Source organism: Amycolatopsis saalfeldensis (assembly GCF_900110575.1).
Classification (GTDB): domain Bacteria; phylum Actinomycetota; class Actinomycetes; order Mycobacteriales; family Pseudonocardiaceae; genus Amycolatopsis; species Amycolatopsis saalfeldensis.
In genome coordinates this window covers 93,052-108,685 of the sequence record NZ_FOEF01000001.1, presented here as the reverse complement: position 1 = coordinate 108,685, position 15,634 = coordinate 93,052, and the positions used below count along the sequence as shown (strand labels likewise).

At 71.9% G+C, this 15,634-nt stretch carries 13 protein-coding genes; 11 read left to right on the top strand and 2 right to left on the bottom strand.

What is annotated here, in order from left to right; genetic code table 11:
- The first annotated feature begins 38 nt into the window (after positions 1 to 38).
- The 3 genes from BMY97_RS00520 (at position 39) to BMY97_RS00510 (ending at position 2,576) form a co-directional block, all read left to right on the top strand.
- Entirely contained in the window at positions 39 to 965 is a 927-nt protein-coding gene (locus BMY97_RS00520) for an ATP-binding cassette domain-containing protein (RefSeq protein WP_091610876.1), read from the top strand.
- Positions 962 to 1,789, top strand: a complete 828-nt coding sequence (locus BMY97_RS00515; protein WP_091610874.1) for an ABC transporter permease — start codon at positions 962 to 964, stop codon at positions 1,787 to 1,789. Before BMY97_RS00520 ends, BMY97_RS00515 begins: the two co-directional genes overlap by 4 nt.
- 157 nt (positions 1,790 to 1,946) lie before the next feature.
- Entirely contained in the window at positions 1,947 to 2,576 is a 630-nt protein-coding gene (locus BMY97_RS00510) for a hypothetical protein (protein WP_091610872.1), read from the top strand.
- A 147-nt stretch (positions 2,577 to 2,723) separates the two neighbouring features.
- On the opposite strand, the gene BMY97_RS00505 is transcribed toward BMY97_RS00510, so the two are convergent.
- On the bottom strand, positions 2,724 to 3,488 hold the full coding sequence (locus tag BMY97_RS00505) for an AfsR/SARP family transcriptional regulator (RefSeq protein WP_091610869.1): 765 nt from the start codon (positions 3,486 to 3,488) through the stop codon (positions 2,724 to 2,726).
- 282 nt (positions 3,489 to 3,770) lie between these two features.
- Between BMY97_RS00505 and BMY97_RS00500 the strand changes: the two genes are divergently transcribed.
- Positions 3,771 to 4,406 (top strand): ScbR family autoregulator-binding transcription factor, encoded by a 636-nt coding sequence (locus BMY97_RS00500; protein WP_091610867.1) that lies wholly within the window; start codon positions 3,771 to 3,773, stop codon positions 4,404 to 4,406.
- Between the two features lie 77 nt (positions 4,407 to 4,483).
- On the opposite strand, the gene BMY97_RS00495 is transcribed toward BMY97_RS00500, so the two are convergent.
- Positions 4,484 to 5,116, bottom strand: a complete 633-nt coding sequence (locus BMY97_RS00495; protein ID WP_091610864.1) for a ScbR family autoregulator-binding transcription factor — start codon at positions 5,114 to 5,116, stop codon at positions 4,484 to 4,486.
- Positions 5,117 to 5,321: 205 nt separating this feature from the next.
- On the opposite strand from BMY97_RS00495, the gene BMY97_RS00490 reads away from it, so the two are divergent.
- From BMY97_RS00490 to BMY97_RS00460, 7 genes are all read left to right on the top strand, one after another.
- Positions 5,322 to 6,287, top strand: coding sequence for a ScbA/BarX family gamma-butyrolactone biosynthesis protein (locus BMY97_RS00490; protein WP_091610861.1), 966 nt, complete (start codon positions 5,322 to 5,324; stop codon positions 6,285 to 6,287).
- Complete coding sequence (locus BMY97_RS00485) at positions 6,284 to 7,387, top strand: NAD-dependent epimerase/dehydratase family protein (RefSeq protein ID WP_091610859.1); 1,104 nt, start codon at positions 6,284 to 6,286, stop codon at positions 7,385 to 7,387. Before BMY97_RS00490 ends, BMY97_RS00485 begins: the two co-directional genes overlap by 4 nt.
- Before the next feature lie 165 nt (positions 7,388 to 7,552).
- Positions 7,553 to 8,461, top strand: coding sequence for a ribonuclease Z (locus BMY97_RS00480; protein WP_091610856.1), 909 nt, complete (start codon positions 7,553 to 7,555; stop codon positions 8,459 to 8,461).
- Positions 8,462 to 8,535: 74 nt separating this feature from the next.
- Positions 8,536 to 11,901, top strand: a complete 3,366-nt coding sequence (locus tag BMY97_RS00475) for a TM0106 family RecB-like putative nuclease (RefSeq protein WP_091612720.1) — start codon at positions 8,536 to 8,538, stop codon at positions 11,899 to 11,901.
- 962 nt (positions 11,902 to 12,863) lie between these two features.
- Complete coding sequence (locus tag BMY97_RS00470) at positions 12,864 to 13,307, top strand: MarR family winged helix-turn-helix transcriptional regulator (RefSeq protein ID WP_091610853.1); 444 nt, start codon at positions 12,864 to 12,866, stop codon at positions 13,305 to 13,307.
- Between the two features lie 41 nt (positions 13,308 to 13,348).
- On the top strand, positions 13,349 to 14,713 hold the full coding sequence (locus BMY97_RS00465) for an MFS transporter (RefSeq protein ID WP_245787066.1): 1,365 nt from the start codon (positions 13,349 to 13,351) through the stop codon (positions 14,711 to 14,713).
- A gap of 11 nt (positions 14,714 to 14,724) precedes the next feature.
- Positions 14,725 to 15,300, top strand: coding sequence for an isochorismatase family protein (locus BMY97_RS00460; RefSeq protein WP_091610850.1), 576 nt, complete (start codon positions 14,725 to 14,727; stop codon positions 15,298 to 15,300).
- Positions 15,301 to 15,634: the final 334 nt, after the last annotated feature.

Sequence of the window (15,634 nt, the reverse complement as noted above, 5' to 3'; positions counted from 1 at the left end):
CGTTTTCGATCTTGACCCGAACGAGGAGAGGTAAACCGATGGTCACCGGCTATGCGATCGAAGCACGGGGACTGCGCAAGTCCTACGGGGACGTCCACGTCCTGGAGGGCGTCGACCTGAGCGTGGAGCGCGGCACGATGTTCGCGCTGCTCGGCCCCAACGGCGCCGGCAAGACCACGACGGTGCGGATTCTCAGCACCCTCCTGGACGCCGACGGCGGCACCGTGACCGTCAACGGCCACGACGTCGCCGGGCGCAAGCGCAAGGTGCGCGAGCAGATCGGGCTGACCGGCCAGGACACGGCCGTCGACGAGCTGCTCACCGCCCGCGAGAACCTGGAGATGATGGCGCGGCTGTTCCACCTGTCCGCGGCCGCGGCGAAGAGCAGGGCCGTCGAGCTGCTCGCGCAGTTCGATCTGGTGGACGCGGCGGACCGCCCGGTCAAGACCTACTCCGGCGGGATGCGCCGCCGGCTCGACCTGGCGATCAGCCTGATCACCTCGCCGCCGGTGCTGTTCCTGGACGAGCCCACCACGGGCCTCGACCCGCGCAGCCGCTCGGCGATGTGGGACGCGATCCGCGAGTTGCTCAGCAACGGCACCACGATCCTGCTCACCACGCAGTACCTCGACGAGGCCGACCAGCTGGCCGACCGGATCGCGGTGATCGACAAGGGCCGCGTGGTCGCCGAGGGCACGGCGGCGGAACTCAAGCGCAAGGTCGGCACCGAGCGGCTGAAGCTGGAGTTCGCGACGGCCGCCGAGGCCGCCAGGGCGCACCAGATCGTCGGCGGCGTGGTGCTCGACACCGCGGTCAGCGTCGGCATCGACCAGCCCGCCGAGGTCCGGCGGGTGCTCAACCAGGTCGCCGACGCCGGCCTGGAGACCACCGGGATCGAGCTGTCCGAGCCGACCCTGGACGACGTCTTCACCACCCTTACCGGAACCGCGGGAGAGAAGCGATGACCCAGACCCTGTCGAGGGAGACCGAGGGGAAGCAGATCCCCGACACCTCCACCCGATCCCCGATCGCACTGGCGCTGTCCGACTGCCGGGTGCTGATCGGCCGCAACGTCAAGCACATCAGCCGCAACCCGGAGATGCTGATCCAGGCGGTCTCGCTGCCGATCGTGCTGCTCCTGCTGTTCCGCTTCATGTTCGGCGGCGCGATCAACCTGCCCGGCATGGCCTATGTGGACTACCTGGTGCCGGGACTGGTCGTGGTCAGCATCGGCTTCAACTCCACCACCACCGTGGTCGGCGTCGCCTCCGACCTCACCAACGGCCTGGTGGAACGGTTCCGCTCGATGCCCATGGCGGGCCCGGCCGTGCTCGTCGGCCACGTCGTCGCCGGGGTGCTGCGCAGCCTGGTCTCGCTCGTGGTGATGGTCGTGATCGGCCTCGCGATCGGCTTCCGCCCCGGCGGCGGCGTGCTCGGCTGGCTCGGCGCGGTCGGCCTGCTGGCCCTGTTCGCCTCGGGCATCTTCTGGCTCGCCACGCTGCTGGGCTCGATCGCCAAGACGGTCGAGGGCGCGAGCGGCCTCGGCATGATCCTGGTCTTCGTCCCCTACGCCACCAGCGCGCTGGTGCCGACGGCGTCGATGCCGGGCGTGCTCCGGGTCATCGTCGACAACCAGCCGGTGACGGTCCTGATCGACGCGGTCCGCGCGCTGATGAACGGCACGGCGCTCGGCTCCACGGGCTGGCTCGCGCTGGCCTGGTGGGTGGCCATCACGGCGCTCGCCGCGTTCCTCGCGGTGCGCAAGTTCCACCAGCGTTCCCAGGGCTGAGCGCCGTAGTACTCGTCGCCGCGGAAGGGCGGCCCGCCACGAGCGGGCCGCCCTTTCCCGTGCGTGATCACTAGGTCCGCTTTAGGTCGCTGGAGCACGCTGGGTGACCAAGGGACTTCGTGAAGAGAAGACCAGTTCCGTGAAGTGAGGTGGCGTGATGCCGACCCGCATCGACGAGAAGCCGGCCGACGTGCTCGACGCGTGGCTGGCGCCGCTGGCCGACGACCCCGCGGGCACCGTGGCGTTCCTCGCCGAGCTGACCGACCGCGTGGCCCGCCACGGCCGGGTACTGGCGCTGGGCGGCGGCTCGGTCGCCGACGCGATGGCCGGTGAGGGCTACGCGGTCACCGCCGCCGACGTCGAGAGCTGCCTGCCGGTATCCCCCGCGGGCCGCGGGTCGCGGGCCGCGGCCCAGCTCGATCGCGGCGTGCGCTACGACGTCGTGTACCTCCCCGCTGACGCGCTCACGCGGTTTTCCGTGCAGCGCGAGCAACTTCGCCTCGTACGGCGCCTGAGCCGGCTGCTGCGGCCCGGCGGCGCGCTGGTGGTGCAGGGACTGCAGCCGGACCCCGAGCGCTGGGCCGCGGACGTGTGGGTGGCCGGCGTCGACAGCATCCGCCAGACGGTGCTGCTCACCGGCGCGAAGCTGCCCGCCCGCTACGTCTGGCCCGCCGAGCTGGACCTGATGGCGGAGCTGGCCGAGCTGGCGCTCGACAGCCGTTGGGGCGGCTGGTACGGCGAGCCGGTCCAGAGCGGCGGTCCGGTGGTTTCGGTATTCCGCAGCTGAGCACGACCCGCGCCGGATCCCTTGGTGTGCCGCGATAAGCCGCTGCGGGATCCGGCGCAGTGAACCCCTTCGGCCGCACAGCAGGAAACGGCCCGGCCTCCGCATGCTGCGGGAGGGCCGGGCCGTGGTGTGGCCGAGGGGTTCGGCTCAGACGGCGTCGGACAGTTCGCCGACGAGGATGCTGTGGTGGAGCTTCCGCAGGGAGCTGCCGGGCTCGATGCCCAGCTGCTGCACCAGGTTCTGCCGGGCGGAGGCGAACGTCTCCAGCGCTTCGGCCCGCCGGTTCGACCGCAGGAGCGCGGTCATCAGGTACTCGTAGAACGTCTCGCGCAGCGTGTGCTCCTTCGCGAGGGCGGAGAGCTGGCCGACCACCTCCCGGTGCCGCCCGATGAGCAGCTCGGTCTCCATCAGCAGTTCCAGGCACTCCAGCCGGCTCTCTTCGAGCAGCGAGGCGTAGGCCTGGAGGTCGGGCGAGTCGGTGAAGCCGCCGAAGGCGTCGCCCCGCCAGAGGTCCGCGGCCTGGCGCAGCACCGTGGCCGCCTGGCCGTAGCTGCGGTCCCAGTGCAGGGCGCGGCCTTCCTGGTACAGGCGGGTGAAGCGGTCGGCGTCGAGTTCGTCGATGCCGACGTGCAGCGAGTACCCGCGAGGGCTCGTGACCACCGGGCTCTCGTCGGCCTCTCCGGTGCCGCGCAACAGCTTCCGCAGCTGCGAGACGTAGACGTACAGCGCCGCGCTGGCCCGCGCCGGCGGGTGCTCGCCCCAGATCTCGCCGATCAGGTACTCGGTGGTCACCACCTGGTTGTTCTTGGCCAGCAGCACCGCCAGCAGCGTTTCGATCTTGCGGGCCCGTGGCGCGCTGACACCGGGACGGCCGCTGACTCTGATCTGCCCGAGTATTTCGTAGTTCATCATGAGTGACCTCCGGTGTCCGCGTCGGCGGGGACCTGGCCGGCGGCGCCCCCAGCGCCCCCGTCGGCCGGCCGTGTGACCGGTCCCACCGACGCAGCGTACCAAACCGACCTCCCGGTTTTCAATACAAAACCGGGAGGTCGGTCTGTTTACCTGCAGTTCGCCTCTAGTGAATGCCGGTTGTGGCCGGTTTTTCACAGTTGACCGCTTGTAAACCGGGCGGTTGGTATGTAATCATGGTAGGGCTGAGCCGGCCAGGGGCGTGCCCCGGACCGGCCCGAGGAGATGGGAACGACGGTGACCAAGCAGGCGCGCGCGGAGCAGACCCGGCTTCTCTTGCTGGACGCCGCGGCCGTGCTGCTGCACCGCGACGGCTACGCGGCCACCAGCATGGTGGACATCGCCCGCGAGGCCGGCGTCACCAAGGGTGGCCTGTACTTCCACTTCTCCGCGAAGGACGAGGTCTGCGACGAGGTGCAGCAGGCGGCCGTGACCGTCCTGCGCGAGCACGTCGAGCACCAGGTGCGCGCGGCCCAGCCCGCCCTGCGCCGGCTGGAGGCCCTCGGCCGCGCGCTGATGGGCTGGCTCGGGACCGACCCGAAGGTCGGCGCGAGTTTCCGCCTGGCCAGGGAGATGGGCTCGAAGGACGCGCGGTTCGTGGTGTTCTCACGGGCCTGGTTCGGCCAGGTCCGCCAGTGCGTGGCCGACGCGAACGCGGCGGGCGAGCTGGCCGGCGACCTCCCGCTCGACACCGTCGCCCTGCTGCTGGTCGTCACGTGCGTGGGCCTGGAGTCGGTGGTCGCCAGCGGGGCGATCGGCCCGGACGTCGACCTGGCCCGCACCCTGACCGAGCTGTGGCAGCTGATCGAACGGGCCCAGCCCCGGTCCGCCGGTCCGGCCGCTCGGAGTGCCCGCCGCTGACGGGCTGGGTTTTCCGGGCGTTCACGCGGTTGCCGGATGTCAGGCGCGCAACCGACCTCTTGATCCTTTATGGACACTCAGGCGGGGGCGGCCGTCTCGGCCGGGGCGCCCGCCGGGTCGAACTTGTGCAGCCGCCGCGGCGGCACGATCGCGGGCAGGAGCACGCTCCACATGAACGCGACCCGCTCCTGCAGGTCGGTCCGCCCGGTCAGCACCTGGGAACTCAGCTGGATGCCGGTGAACGACGAGACCACGAGCTGGGCCAGGTCGTGGGCGTTGACTTCCTTGCGGACGTCGCCGGCGGCCTTGGCGGCGAGCAGGCAGCCGTGGATCATGTCGATCCACTGCTTGTAGGCGTTGCTGGCCGGCGTGACGAACGAGCCCTGCTCGATGACGAGCCGGATGCTGGCGCGCACGCGGACGTCGGACTGCAGGCCCTGGGCCATGTCCTGGGACCAGTCGATCACGGTCCGCAGGCCGGGGGTGTCCAGCGCGGGCAGCGCCTCCAGCACGGAGAACTGCTCCTGGACCAGCGCGTCGGCCAGATCCTCTTTGGACTTGAAGTGGAAGTACAGCGCGCCCTTCGTGACGCCGGCCTCGGACAGGATGTCCGACAGGCTCGCGCCGAGGAAGCCGACCGCGTCGAACCGGGAGGCGGCCGCCTCGAGGATGGTCTTCCGCGTCTGCTCCGCGCGTTCCTGGCGAGCCACGCCAAGCTCCTCTCGTCGCCGGGTGGAGGGTCCGGACCGGACCGATGGACGGACGTCATGGACGCCAAGCCAGCAGCTTACCCCGCGCCGTGGCGTGAAGCCAGAGAAAAAAACCGGTAGGTAGGTATGGTTTTGTGGCCGCGATTCCGCTAGAAATTGAGAGGCGTACTGGGGAAACTGGGGAATACTTTCTGGGAGGACCGACATGGTCGGCACACTGCTTCAGAAGTCTGCGCAAGTTGCTTTCGAAAACACCGTCGAGGAGGCGCCGCCGGGAAGAGTGGTCGACTTCCAGCAGACGATCCCGCGCAGCCTCGTGCACCGCGCGGCCGTCTCGGAGGTTTTCGTGACGGATCTGAACATTCTGGGGTCGGACCGCTTCGAGGTCGGCGCGCAGTGGCCGCGCCGGCACAGCTTCTTCGGCCCCTGCACGCCGTCTTCGCACGATCCGATGCTGTACGCCGAGACCTGCCGTCAGGCCGGGCTGCTGATCGCGCACCGCGCCTACGGCGTTCCGCAGGGTCACAGCTTCCTTTCCGACAGCAAGACCTACGCGGTCGACGAGGCCGGGCTGGCCACGACGGGCCGGCCGATCGACGTGGTCCTGCAGGTCACGACGCACGACGTGAAGTACCGGGGCCGTAACGGGGGGATGCGGCTCGAGTTCGAGTGCTACCGGGACGGGCAGCTGGTCGGCACCGGCACGGACGACGCGCGCTGGGTCTGCTCGGCCGTCTACCGGCGGCTGCGGGGCCGTCACTTCGCGGCGACGCCGTTCCAGGCCATCGTGCTGCCCACCGTCGCGCCGGCGCTGGTCGGCCGCGACCGGGCGGAGGACGTGCTGGTGGCCGAGACGGCGGAGCCCGGCGTCTGGTCGCTGCAGTTCGACCCGGACCACGCGGTGCTCTTCGACCACGCGGTGGACCACGTGCCGGGGATGATGCTGGTCGAGGCCGCGCGGCAGGTGGCCCTGCTGAAGGTCGGCGACCCGCGCGCGCTGCCCGTGCGCGCGAGCTTCGAGTTCAAGTCGTACGTGGAGTTCGACGCCGACTGCCTGATGGTGGCCGAAGACGTCGAGACGGCCGGGGACGGGACCCGCGTGGTGCGGGTGGTGTTCGAGCAGGACGGTGTCGCCGCCGCCGTCGGCACCCTGGCGATGCGCTTGTCATGACTGCCGGCCTGGGGGCGGACAGTACGACGGACATCCTGGTCACGGGGGCGAACGGCTTCGTCGGTTCGGCGGTGGTGCGCGAGCTGGTCGCGCGCGGGGCGGGCGCGCGGGTGCGCGTGCTCGTCCGGCGCGCGATCCCGGAGTGGATGGCCGGCGCGGGTGTGGCCGAGTGGCGCGGTGACCTCACCGATGCCGCCGGCCTCGACGGCGTCTGCACCGGGGTGGGCACCCTGGTGCACCTGGCTTCCCACATCGGCGGGGACGCGCAGGTGTGCACGGCCGTCAACGAGGACGGCACGCGGAACCTGCTGGCCGAAGCCCGTCGTGCCGGCGTGCGGCGGCCGGTCTACCTGAGCACCTGCGCGGTCTACCGCGACGGCGACCACCGCGGCGCCGCGGAATCGGTGCGGCTGCCCGGCGACGGCCCGGTGGCCGGGAGCGGATCGGACCTGGTCCCCGGTCGCCCCGGCCCCGGGCCGGGATCACCGGGTGCCGGCTGCGCGCCGGCGGGGGCGTCACCGCTGGTCACGGACCCGGCGTCGGCCACCAGCCGGAGCAGGTTGGCGGCCGAGCGGCTGGTCCGGGGAGCGGGCGGGGTCGTCCTGCGGCCGCACCTGGTCTACGGCGCGGGGGACCGGCACGTGGTCCCAGCGCTGGCGCGCTGGCTGCGGGCGGTCCCGGCGTGGGCCGACGGGGGTTCGGCACGCACGTCGGTCGTCGCGGTGGGCGACCTGGCCCGGGTCGTCGCGGCGTTCGCGCTGGACCCGGGGCTGGGCCGGGCGGGCGAGGTGTTCCACGTGGCCGACCCGCGCCCGGTGCGGATGCGCAGCCTGGCCACCTCGGTCTGCGCGGCGCTCGACCTGCCGCTTCCCGTCGCTGACCTGCGGTTCGACGAGCACCACGCCCGCACGCGCGCCGCGCTGCCGTGGCTGAGCGACCACCAGTACTCCCTGCTCACGCGGGATCACTGGTACGAGAGCAGCCGCGTCTGGGCCCGTACCGGCGAGCCGGCGGGGCCGGGCCTGGCCGCGCGGCTGGCCGAAGCCGCGCAGTGGTATCGGGAACTACTGGGTATTAAGGAATCCGTAGCGCGAATTTAACGATAATTGCGCGGGCGGTCGCTTTTCGTATCCGTTCGTATTCGCACCGCTATTTCGATCATGACGGCCGCCCGGAATACAACCGGGCGGCCGTTTGCCTTCCCGGGGGAAATCGGAAGATCAATTCCGTGGCCGGCCGGGGCGCGCCCGGGGGAAGATGTCGGGATGTCACGGCGCGAGCTCGTGGTGCTCGGTTCGGCCAGCCAGACGCCGACGCGGCACCGCAACCACAACGGCTACCTCCTGCGGTTCGACGGCGAGGGGGTGCTGTTCGACCCCGGCGAGGGCACGCAGCGGCAGATGATCCACGCGGGCGTCGCCGCGAACGCGCTGACCAGGGTGTGCGTGACCCACTTCCACGGTGACCACAGCCTCGGCCTGGCCGGGGTCATCCAGCGCTTCTCGATGGACGCCGTCGCCCACCCGGTGCGCTGCCACTACCCGGCGTCCGGCCAGGTGTACTTCGACCGGCTGCGGCACTCGACGTCGTTCCACGAGCGCGCGGAGCTGGTCGAGCTGCCGGTGACCGGCGACGGCCCGCTGGACGGCCCGCTGTCCGCGTACGCCCTCGACCACCGCATCGACTGCTACGGCTACCGCTTCGCCGAGCCCGGCGGCGTCCGCATGCTGCCCGCCGCGCTGGCCGCGGCCGGGGTGCGCGGCCCGGACGTCTCCCGGCTCCAGCGCGAGGGTTCGCTCTCCGTGGACGGGCGCACGATCGGGCTCGCCGACGTCAGCGTGCCGCGGCCGGGCCAGGTCTTCGCGTTCGTGATGGACACCCGGCTGTGCCCGGGCGCGTTCGCCTGCGCGCGGGACGCGGACCTGCTGGTCGCCGAGTCCACGTTCCGCGAGGCCGACGCCGACCTCGCCGAGCGCTACGGCCACCTCACCGCGGGCGACGCCGGCCGCCTCGCCGCCGAGTCCGGCGCGCGCACGCTGGTGCTGAGCCACTTCTCGCAGCGCTACCCGTACGAGGAGGCCGACCAGTTCCGCGACGAGGCCGCCAAGGCGTTCGACGGTGAGATCCACGTGGCCCGCGACCTCGACGTGATCCCGCTGCCGCCACGCCGCTGAGCTTTGGCGGCGTTGCGGCGTGTCGGCATCCTGGTGGTCCGGGCCGGTCGGTGGCCGTGTCAGACTTCGCGGCGATGTACACGCCGTCCGATCTCGCCGACCTGCTCGAATGCGAGCACCGGAGTGTGCTCACCCAGGCGCTGGCGGCCGGCCTGCCCGGCGCGCCGCGGCCCGGCTCGGGGCCGGACCAGCTGGCCGTCAAGCACGGCCGCGCGCACGAGGCGGCCACGCTCGGGCGGCTGCGGAGCGAGAAGACCCAGGTCGTCGAGATCGAAGAGCGCGACCCCGTCGTGGCGGCGAAGGCCACCGCGGAGGCGTTGCGGGCCGGGGCGCCCGTCGTCTACCAGGCGGTGTTCCACGACGACGAGTTCACCGGCCGCGCCGACTTCCTGCTGCGCGACGACGACGGCCGTTACGAGGTCTACGACACCAAGCTCGCCCGGCACGCCAAGCCGGCCGCGGTGGTGCAGCTGACCGCGTACGCCGACGCCCTGCGGCGCGCGGGCTGGCCGTCCGGCCCGGACATGCACCTGCTGCTCGGTGACGGCACCACGCGCACCCTCCGTGTCGACGACTTCCTGCCGTTGCTCGACCGCCTTCGCTCGCGTCTGCGCTCACGGCCGCCGCGGCTGCCACTGAAGCTGTGGGCCGACGAGCGGCCCGCGTGCGGCGCCTGCGGTTACGCACAGCACTGTGCTTCGGCGCGCGAAGCCGATCGCGATCTCTCGCTGGTGGCCGGGATACGCAGCGAGCAGCGGCGCAAGCTGGCGACGGCCGGGCTCGGCACGATCGACTCGCTCGCGGTCGCCGAGCCGGCGGACCGGCCGCGTGACATGTCCGTCACCACGTTCGCCACGCTGCGTGCGCAGGCCGCGATCCAGGTGCGCCAGGACGAAACCGGCGAACTCGCGTACGAGGTGATCGGCCCGGACACGCTCGCCGAGCTGCCGGCGCCGAGCCCGGGCGACGTCTTCTTCGACATGGAGGGTGACCCGTACGCGCTCGCGGGCACCGGCCTGGAGTACCTCTTCGGCGCCGTCACCTCCGACGCCGACGGCCAGCGGTTCACGCCGTTCTGGGCGCACTCGCGCGCGCAGGAGAAGCGGGCCTTCGAAGACTTCGTGGACTTCGCGACGGCGCGGCTGGCGGAGTACCCCGACGCGCACGTCTACCACTACGCGCCGTACGAGGTGACGGCCGTGAAGCGGCTCGCCGCGGTGCACGGCACGCGCGAGGAGGCCGTGGACGAGCTGTTGCGCAGTGGCGCGATGGTGGATCTGTACGCGGTGGTGCGTAAGGCTTTGCGCGTCGGGCAGCGGTCGTACTCCATCAAGTACCTGGAGCCGCTGTACATGCCCGCCGCGCGCGAAGGCGACGTGAAGACGGCCGTGTCCAGCATCGAGGCGTACGAGGAGTACCTCACGCTCTCGCACGCCGGCGAGACCGAGCGTGCCGAAGAGGTGCTGCACGGCATCGGCGACTACAACGAGTACGACTGCGTTTCGACGTTGCGGCTGCTGGAGTTCCTGCACCAGGTACGGGAAGAAGCGGGCATCGAGCCGGTCCCGCCCGTCGTCGAGTCCGAAGAGGACGCTCTACTGAGGACGTCCGAAGAGGACGTCGCCGCCCAGCGTCGCGCGGAGCGGGCGGCCGCGATGGCGGCACTCGTGGACCCGCTGATCGAAGGGCTGCCCGAAGACCCGGCCGAGTTCACCCCGGACGACCACGCCCGCGCGCTGCTCGCCGCGTCCGTCGGCTACCACCGGCGGGAGACGAACCCGGCGTGGTGGGAGTTCTTCCGCCAGCTCGCGGCGCCGCTGGGTGACCTCGAGGTGGACACGACGTGCGCGGTGCCGGTGTCGATGAGCGTCGGGGAGTGGGTGCCGCCGTCCGGCCGGCTGCGCACGGCGAAGCGGACTCTGGTGCTCGCGTGCGACCCGGACCGGCCGCACCCGTTCGCGCCGGGCGACGACGTGCGGCTGCGGTACGGCGCGAATTCCCGTGATGCCAAGGTGATCGGCTCGTCGGCCGTCGAGCTGACGCTGGAGGAGAGCAGCGCGCCGGACGCGACGTCGCCGGACCGGCCCGCGGCGGTGCTGCCCGGCAGCCCCGTGCGGCCGTCGCCGAAGGACGAGGCGGTGGCCGAGCTGGCGCAGCTCGTCGTGGACGCGTTGCCGGTGCTGCCCGCGCACCCGGGCGTCGACCTGCTGCGACGCTCGTCGCCCCGGCTGCGCGGTGGCGCACCGCTGCCCGAGCCGGGTGAAGACCTGGTCGCGACCGTGATCAAGGCCGTCGACGCGCTCGACGCCTCGGTGCTCGCGGTGCAAGGCCCGCCGGGCGCGGGAAAGACGTACCTGGCGGGCAAGCTGATCGCGCACCTGGTGCGGTCCGGCCGGACCGTGGGCGTGACGTCGACCAGTCACAAGGCCGTGGAGAACGTGCTCGCGGCCGCGCTCGGCAACGCCGACCTGCCCGCCGCGAAACGCGCGAAGCGCACGCCGGACCCGGAGCTGCCGTGGGAGCAGCCGAAGTCCAACCCGGCGCTGGTCAAGTGGCGCGAAGAGCACGACGCCGGCCACCTCGTGGGCGGTACGGCGTGGACGTTCGCGAACGCGGCGGTGCGCGAAGAGCCGTTCGACGTGCTGGTGATCGACGAAGCGGGCCAGTTCGCGCTCGCGGACGCGCTGGCGGTGTCGACGTGCGCGAAGAACGTGGTGCTGCTGGGTGATCCGCAGCAGCTGCCGCAGGTGGTGCAGGGCACGCACCCGGCCGGCGCCGAGGCTTCGGCGCTCGGGCACCTCATCGGCGAGGCGGACATCATGCCGCCGCACCTCGGCTATTTCCTCGACCAGACGCGGCGCATGCACCCGGCCGTGTGCGAGCCGGTCTCGCGGCTTTCGTACGCGGGGCTGCTGCACGCGCACCCGTCGGCGTCGCGGTCGGTGGAAGGTTTCGCCTCGGGTCTGTACCTGGCGTCGGTCGACCATCACGGCAACACCACCCGTTCGGTGGAGGAGGCCGCGGAGGTCGTGGCGATCGTTGCCTCGCTGCACGGCCGCAACTGGCAGGGCCGTCCCTTGGCGGACGCGGATTTCCTGGTGGTGGCCCCGTACAACCTGCAGGCCCGGGTCGTCTCGCGGCACCTTTCGGACGCGGGCCACGGCGACGTGCGCGTGGGCACCGTGGACCGGTTCCAGGGCCAGGAGGCCCCGGTGGTGATCACGACCATGACGTCCTCGTCGGCCGTGGATCTCCCGCGGGGGCTGGACTTCCTGCTCTCGCGCAACCGGTTGAACGTGGCGCTCTCGCGCGCGCAGTCGGTCGCCGTCCTGGTCTGCTCCCCGCGCCTGCTGGAGGCGGACATCCGCACCGTCGACCAGATGCGGCTGGTGTCGGGCATGCTGGGCCTGCTCCAGACCGCGGCTCCGTGGCCCGGCTGAGCCGGCGAGCGGGTACGTGAGTGTGCTCCCGCCCCGTCGCTGCGAGGGGGGTCGCGCGGGCCGGGTGCGGGAGCACGGGCCCGCGCCCGCCACGCCGGTGGGGGGAACCGGCGGGTGGACGCGGGGGCTTGAGCGCCGATACGGGGGTCGCCTCTCGGCGGGTGGCGCGACCCGGCTCCGGCGGTGAGGCCGGTGGTCCGGGAGGGCAGTGGGTGAGGCCCGGGGGCCCGCCGTACCGACACTCTGTACAACGTCGGCGGGCCGCGGGTGTTCCCGCGCCGAGCTGTGACGCCCGTCGCCGCGGTCCGCGCATAGTCCACAGTGGACGGGAGGCTCCCGCTCCCGCCGCGGCAGTGGGTCCGGCGGCAGGAGCAGGAGCGGGAGCCCGCCCCGCGCGGCCGTCTGGGGGAGTTGGCGCGCTGGGGCGGGTGGTCGGTGGGTTGGGGTGCCGGTACGGGGGTCGCCTCTCGGCGGGTGGCGCGACCCGGCTCCGGCGGTGGGGCCGGTGGTCCGGGAGGGCAGTGGGTGAGGCCCGGGGGCCCGCCGTACCGACACTCTCTACAACGCCCCGGCGGCCCGTTTGTTCCCGCGCCGCGGCGGAGCGTCCTTTGTGGACGGGGGTGCTCCCACTCCCGTGGCTGCCGGCTGGGGGTCCGGCGGCCGGGAGCAGGAGCACTGGCGCCCGTCCTCGCGCGGCTGGGGGGAGTGCCGCTGCGGGGGCGGGTGGTCTGGCATCGGTACGGGGGTCGCCTCTCGGCGAGTGGCGCGACCCGGTCCGGGAAAACCCGGCGGTCCGGGAAGGCGGAAGGTGAAGCCCGGGGGCCCGCCGTACCGACACCCCTTACAACGCACCAAGCCCCGTTATGTTCCGCGACGCCGGGGTGACGTGCGTCGCCACTTGTGACCCAAGAGATCTTCAGGTAAAACTGGACAGTTTTACCTGAACAGTCTACTCTGAAGATATGGACGAGGGCACCGCATCGGATTCGGCCGTGTACGCAGCGCGAGAGATACGCGTGGTCTTCAGCCGTATCCGCCGGCGGCTGAAGGACGCTTCCGACAACCGTGAACTGACGCCGTCGCAGACTTCGGTGCTGAGCCGCCTGAGCAAGGAAGGCCCGGCGTCGATGAGCGCCCTGGCCGCGGCCGAGCGCGTGCGCCCGCAGTCCATGGCGGCCACTCTCGCCAACCTCGACGAGCGCGGCTTCACGCACCGCCGCCCCGACCCGGACGACGGCCGCCGCCAGCTCATCTCCCTCAGCGAAACCGGCCGTGAGTTCGTCGAGGGCAAGCGCCGAGCCGGGGAGGAATGGCTCGTGCGCGCCCTCGACGAACGGCTGTCCGAGCGGGAACGCCGGACGGTCATCGAAGCCATGGCCCTGATCGAAAGGCTCGACGCGCCATGAAGGCCCAACCCCGACCTCCCGATGTCGCCGCGCGATTCCGCTTGCGGCGTAAGCAAAAGAACCCCGAGGCGTTCGACCGGCGCCTGATCGCGCCGATGGTCATGGGCTCGATCCTGAACCCGGTCAACTCGTCGATCATCGCCGTGTCGCTGGTGCCGATCGGGGTGGCGCTCGGCGCGCCGCCGGCCCAGACGGCCTGGCTGGTTTCCGCGCTCTACCTCGCCACGGCGATCGGCCAGCCGGTGGTCGGACGGCTGGTGGACCTGTACGGGCCGCGGTCGCTGTTCCTCGTCGGCAGCGGGCTGGTCGGCGTCGCGGGGGTGCTGGGCCTGCTCGCGCCGAACCTGCCGGTGCTGATCGTCGCGCGGGTTCTGCTCGGGTTCGGCACCTGCGCCGGCTACCCGGCCGCGATGTCCTTGATCCACAGTGAATCCGAGCGCACCGGCCACGACCGGCCGGGCGGCGTGCTCACCCTGCTGTCCATCACCACGCAGACGATCGCCGTGATCGGCCCCACGCTCGGCGGCCTGCTGATCGGCCTGGGCGGCTGGCGCGCCACGATCGCGGTCAACATCCCGCTGGCCGTGGCCTGCCTCATGCTCGGCGCGCTGTATCTGCCGCGCCACCACCAGCGCCCGGACGGCCGCGTGCGCCTGGACTTCCCCGGCATCGGGTTGTTCGCCGCGACACTGGTGTCGCTCTTGCTGTTCCTGATGACCCCGAACGGCGCGCACTGGTACCTGCTCGTGATCGCCCTCGGCGCGGGCGCCGGCTTCGCCGTCCGCGAACTTCGCACCACGGCGCCGTTCCTCGACCTGCGGGTGCTCGGCGGGAACTTCCCGCTGCTGCTCACGTATGCCCGCAGCCTGCTCGCGTACGTCGTCTCGTACGCCTTCCTGTACGGCTACACGCAATGGCTCGAGGAGGGCCGCGGCTTGTCCGCCTCCCGTGCCGGGCTCCTGCTGCTGCCGGTGTTCCTGGTCGGGATCGGCCTCGCCGCGCTGACCGGGCGGCACAAGGAGCTGCGCGGCAAGCTGCTCGTCGGCGCGATCGGGCAGATCGCGGCGTGCGCGCTGCTGCTCACCCTCGGCGGGACCAGCCCGATCTGGCTGCTCGTGGTGGTCGCCGTGGTGCTCGGCGTGCCACAGGGGCTCAACGGCCTCGCGTTGCAGAACTCCGTGTACTACCAGGCGGATCCCGAGCGGATCGGCGCCTCGGCCGGGCTGCTGCGCACGTTCATGTACCTCGGCGCGATGGTCGCGTCGGCGGCCACCGGTGGCTTCTTCGGCCCGCGCGCCGACACCGGCGGCCTGCACCACCTCGCCTGGTTCGTGCTCGCCGTCGGCGGGCTGTTCCTGGTGGTCACCCTGTTCGACCGGACGCTGCGGCACGCCGCGGCGAAGTGAAAGGAAAACGCATGCCCGTCTCCACCATCGACGAGCGCGCCGCGCTGGTGCTCATCGACCTGCAGAACGGCATCGCCGCGGCGCCGACCCAGCCCCACGGCGGGCCGGAGGTCGTCGCGCGGGCCGTCGAGCTGGCGGACGCCTTCCGCGCCGCCGGGCAGGCTGTTGTCCACGTGCGTGTGACGATGGCCGCCGACGGCTCGGACTGGCCGTCCGGCCGCACCGAAGCCCCGCCGCGCGGCGGCACGCGCCCCGAAGGCTGGGACCGGATCGTCGACGAGCTGTCCGGGCATCCCGAGGACCTCGTGGTGACCAAGCGCAATGTCGGCGCCTTCCACGGCACGGACCTCGACGTGCAGCTGCGCCGCCGCGGCATCACGCAGATCGTGCTGGGCGGCATCGCCACCAGCATGGGTGTCGAGTCCACGGCCCGCGCGGCGCACGACCACGGCTACCACGTCACCCTCGTCACCGACGCGATGGCCGACATGGACGCGGACGTGCACCGCAACAGCGTCGAGCGGATCTTCCCGCGCCTCGGCGAAACGGGGACCACGGCGGAGATCCTGACCCTGCTGAAGTCCTGATCCGGTGCCACGCCTCGGGGTTTCGGGCCCGGGGCGTGGCGGCGGTTGAGGCGGCCCCCTGGGCGCGGAAGGGGTTACTACCAGGGGGCCTGGCCCGCCGCCTGGTCGGGGGAATGTCACGAGGCTGAGCGGGTTGGGGCAACACTAGCGGTAGAAGTCGATCGAGGATCAGTCCACGAACAGGTGAACCGAGGCCTTTCGATCTGACCTTCCGTAATCGGATCAGGTGGGCGCGGTGGCCGGATCGGCTGTCGCGCTCCGGTCATGTTCGCGACGAACTTGTTCCTAACGAACATGTTTGTTAACCTGTCGTCATGACCGCGTTGCGCAGCGG

Excerpts from the sequence above, each read along its gene's own strand:
- BMY97_RS00490 (WP_091610861.1), top strand. The coding sequence starts at position 5,322 with ATGGTCGGCACACTGCTTCAGAAGTCTGCGCAAGTTGCTTTCGAAAAC.
- BMY97_RS00505 (WP_091610869.1), bottom strand. The coding sequence starts at position 3,488 with ATGATGAACTACGAAATACTCGGGCAGATCAGAGTCAGCGGCCGTCCC.
- BMY97_RS00510 (WP_091610872.1), top strand. The coding sequence starts at position 1,947 with ATGCCGACCCGCATCGACGAGAAGCCGGCCGACGTGCTCGACGCGTGG.
- BMY97_RS00475 (WP_091612720.1), top strand. The coding sequence starts at position 8,536 with ATGTACACGCCGTCCGATCTCGCCGACCTGCTCGAATGCGAGCACCGG.
- BMY97_RS00480 (WP_091610856.1), top strand. The coding sequence starts at position 7,553 with ATGTCACGGCGCGAGCTCGTGGTGCTCGGTTCGGCCAGCCAGACGCCG.
- BMY97_RS00520 (WP_091610876.1), top strand. The coding sequence starts at position 39 with ATGGTCACCGGCTATGCGATCGAAGCACGGGGACTGCGCAAGTCCTAC.
- BMY97_RS00500 (WP_091610867.1), top strand. The coding sequence starts at position 3,771 with ATGGGAACGACGGTGACCAAGCAGGCGCGCGCGGAGCAGACCCGGCTT.
- BMY97_RS00485 (WP_091610859.1), top strand. The coding sequence starts at position 6,284 with ATGACTGCCGGCCTGGGGGCGGACAGTACGACGGACATCCTGGTCACG.
- BMY97_RS00470 (WP_091610853.1), top strand. The coding sequence starts at position 12,864 with ATGGACGAGGGCACCGCATCGGATTCGGCCGTGTACGCAGCGCGAGAG.
- BMY97_RS00460 (WP_091610850.1), top strand. The coding sequence starts at position 14,725 with ATGCCCGTCTCCACCATCGACGAGCGCGCCGCGCTGGTGCTCATCGAC.
- BMY97_RS00515 (WP_091610874.1), top strand. The coding sequence starts at position 962 with ATGACCCAGACCCTGTCGAGGGAGACCGAGGGGAAGCAGATCCCCGAC.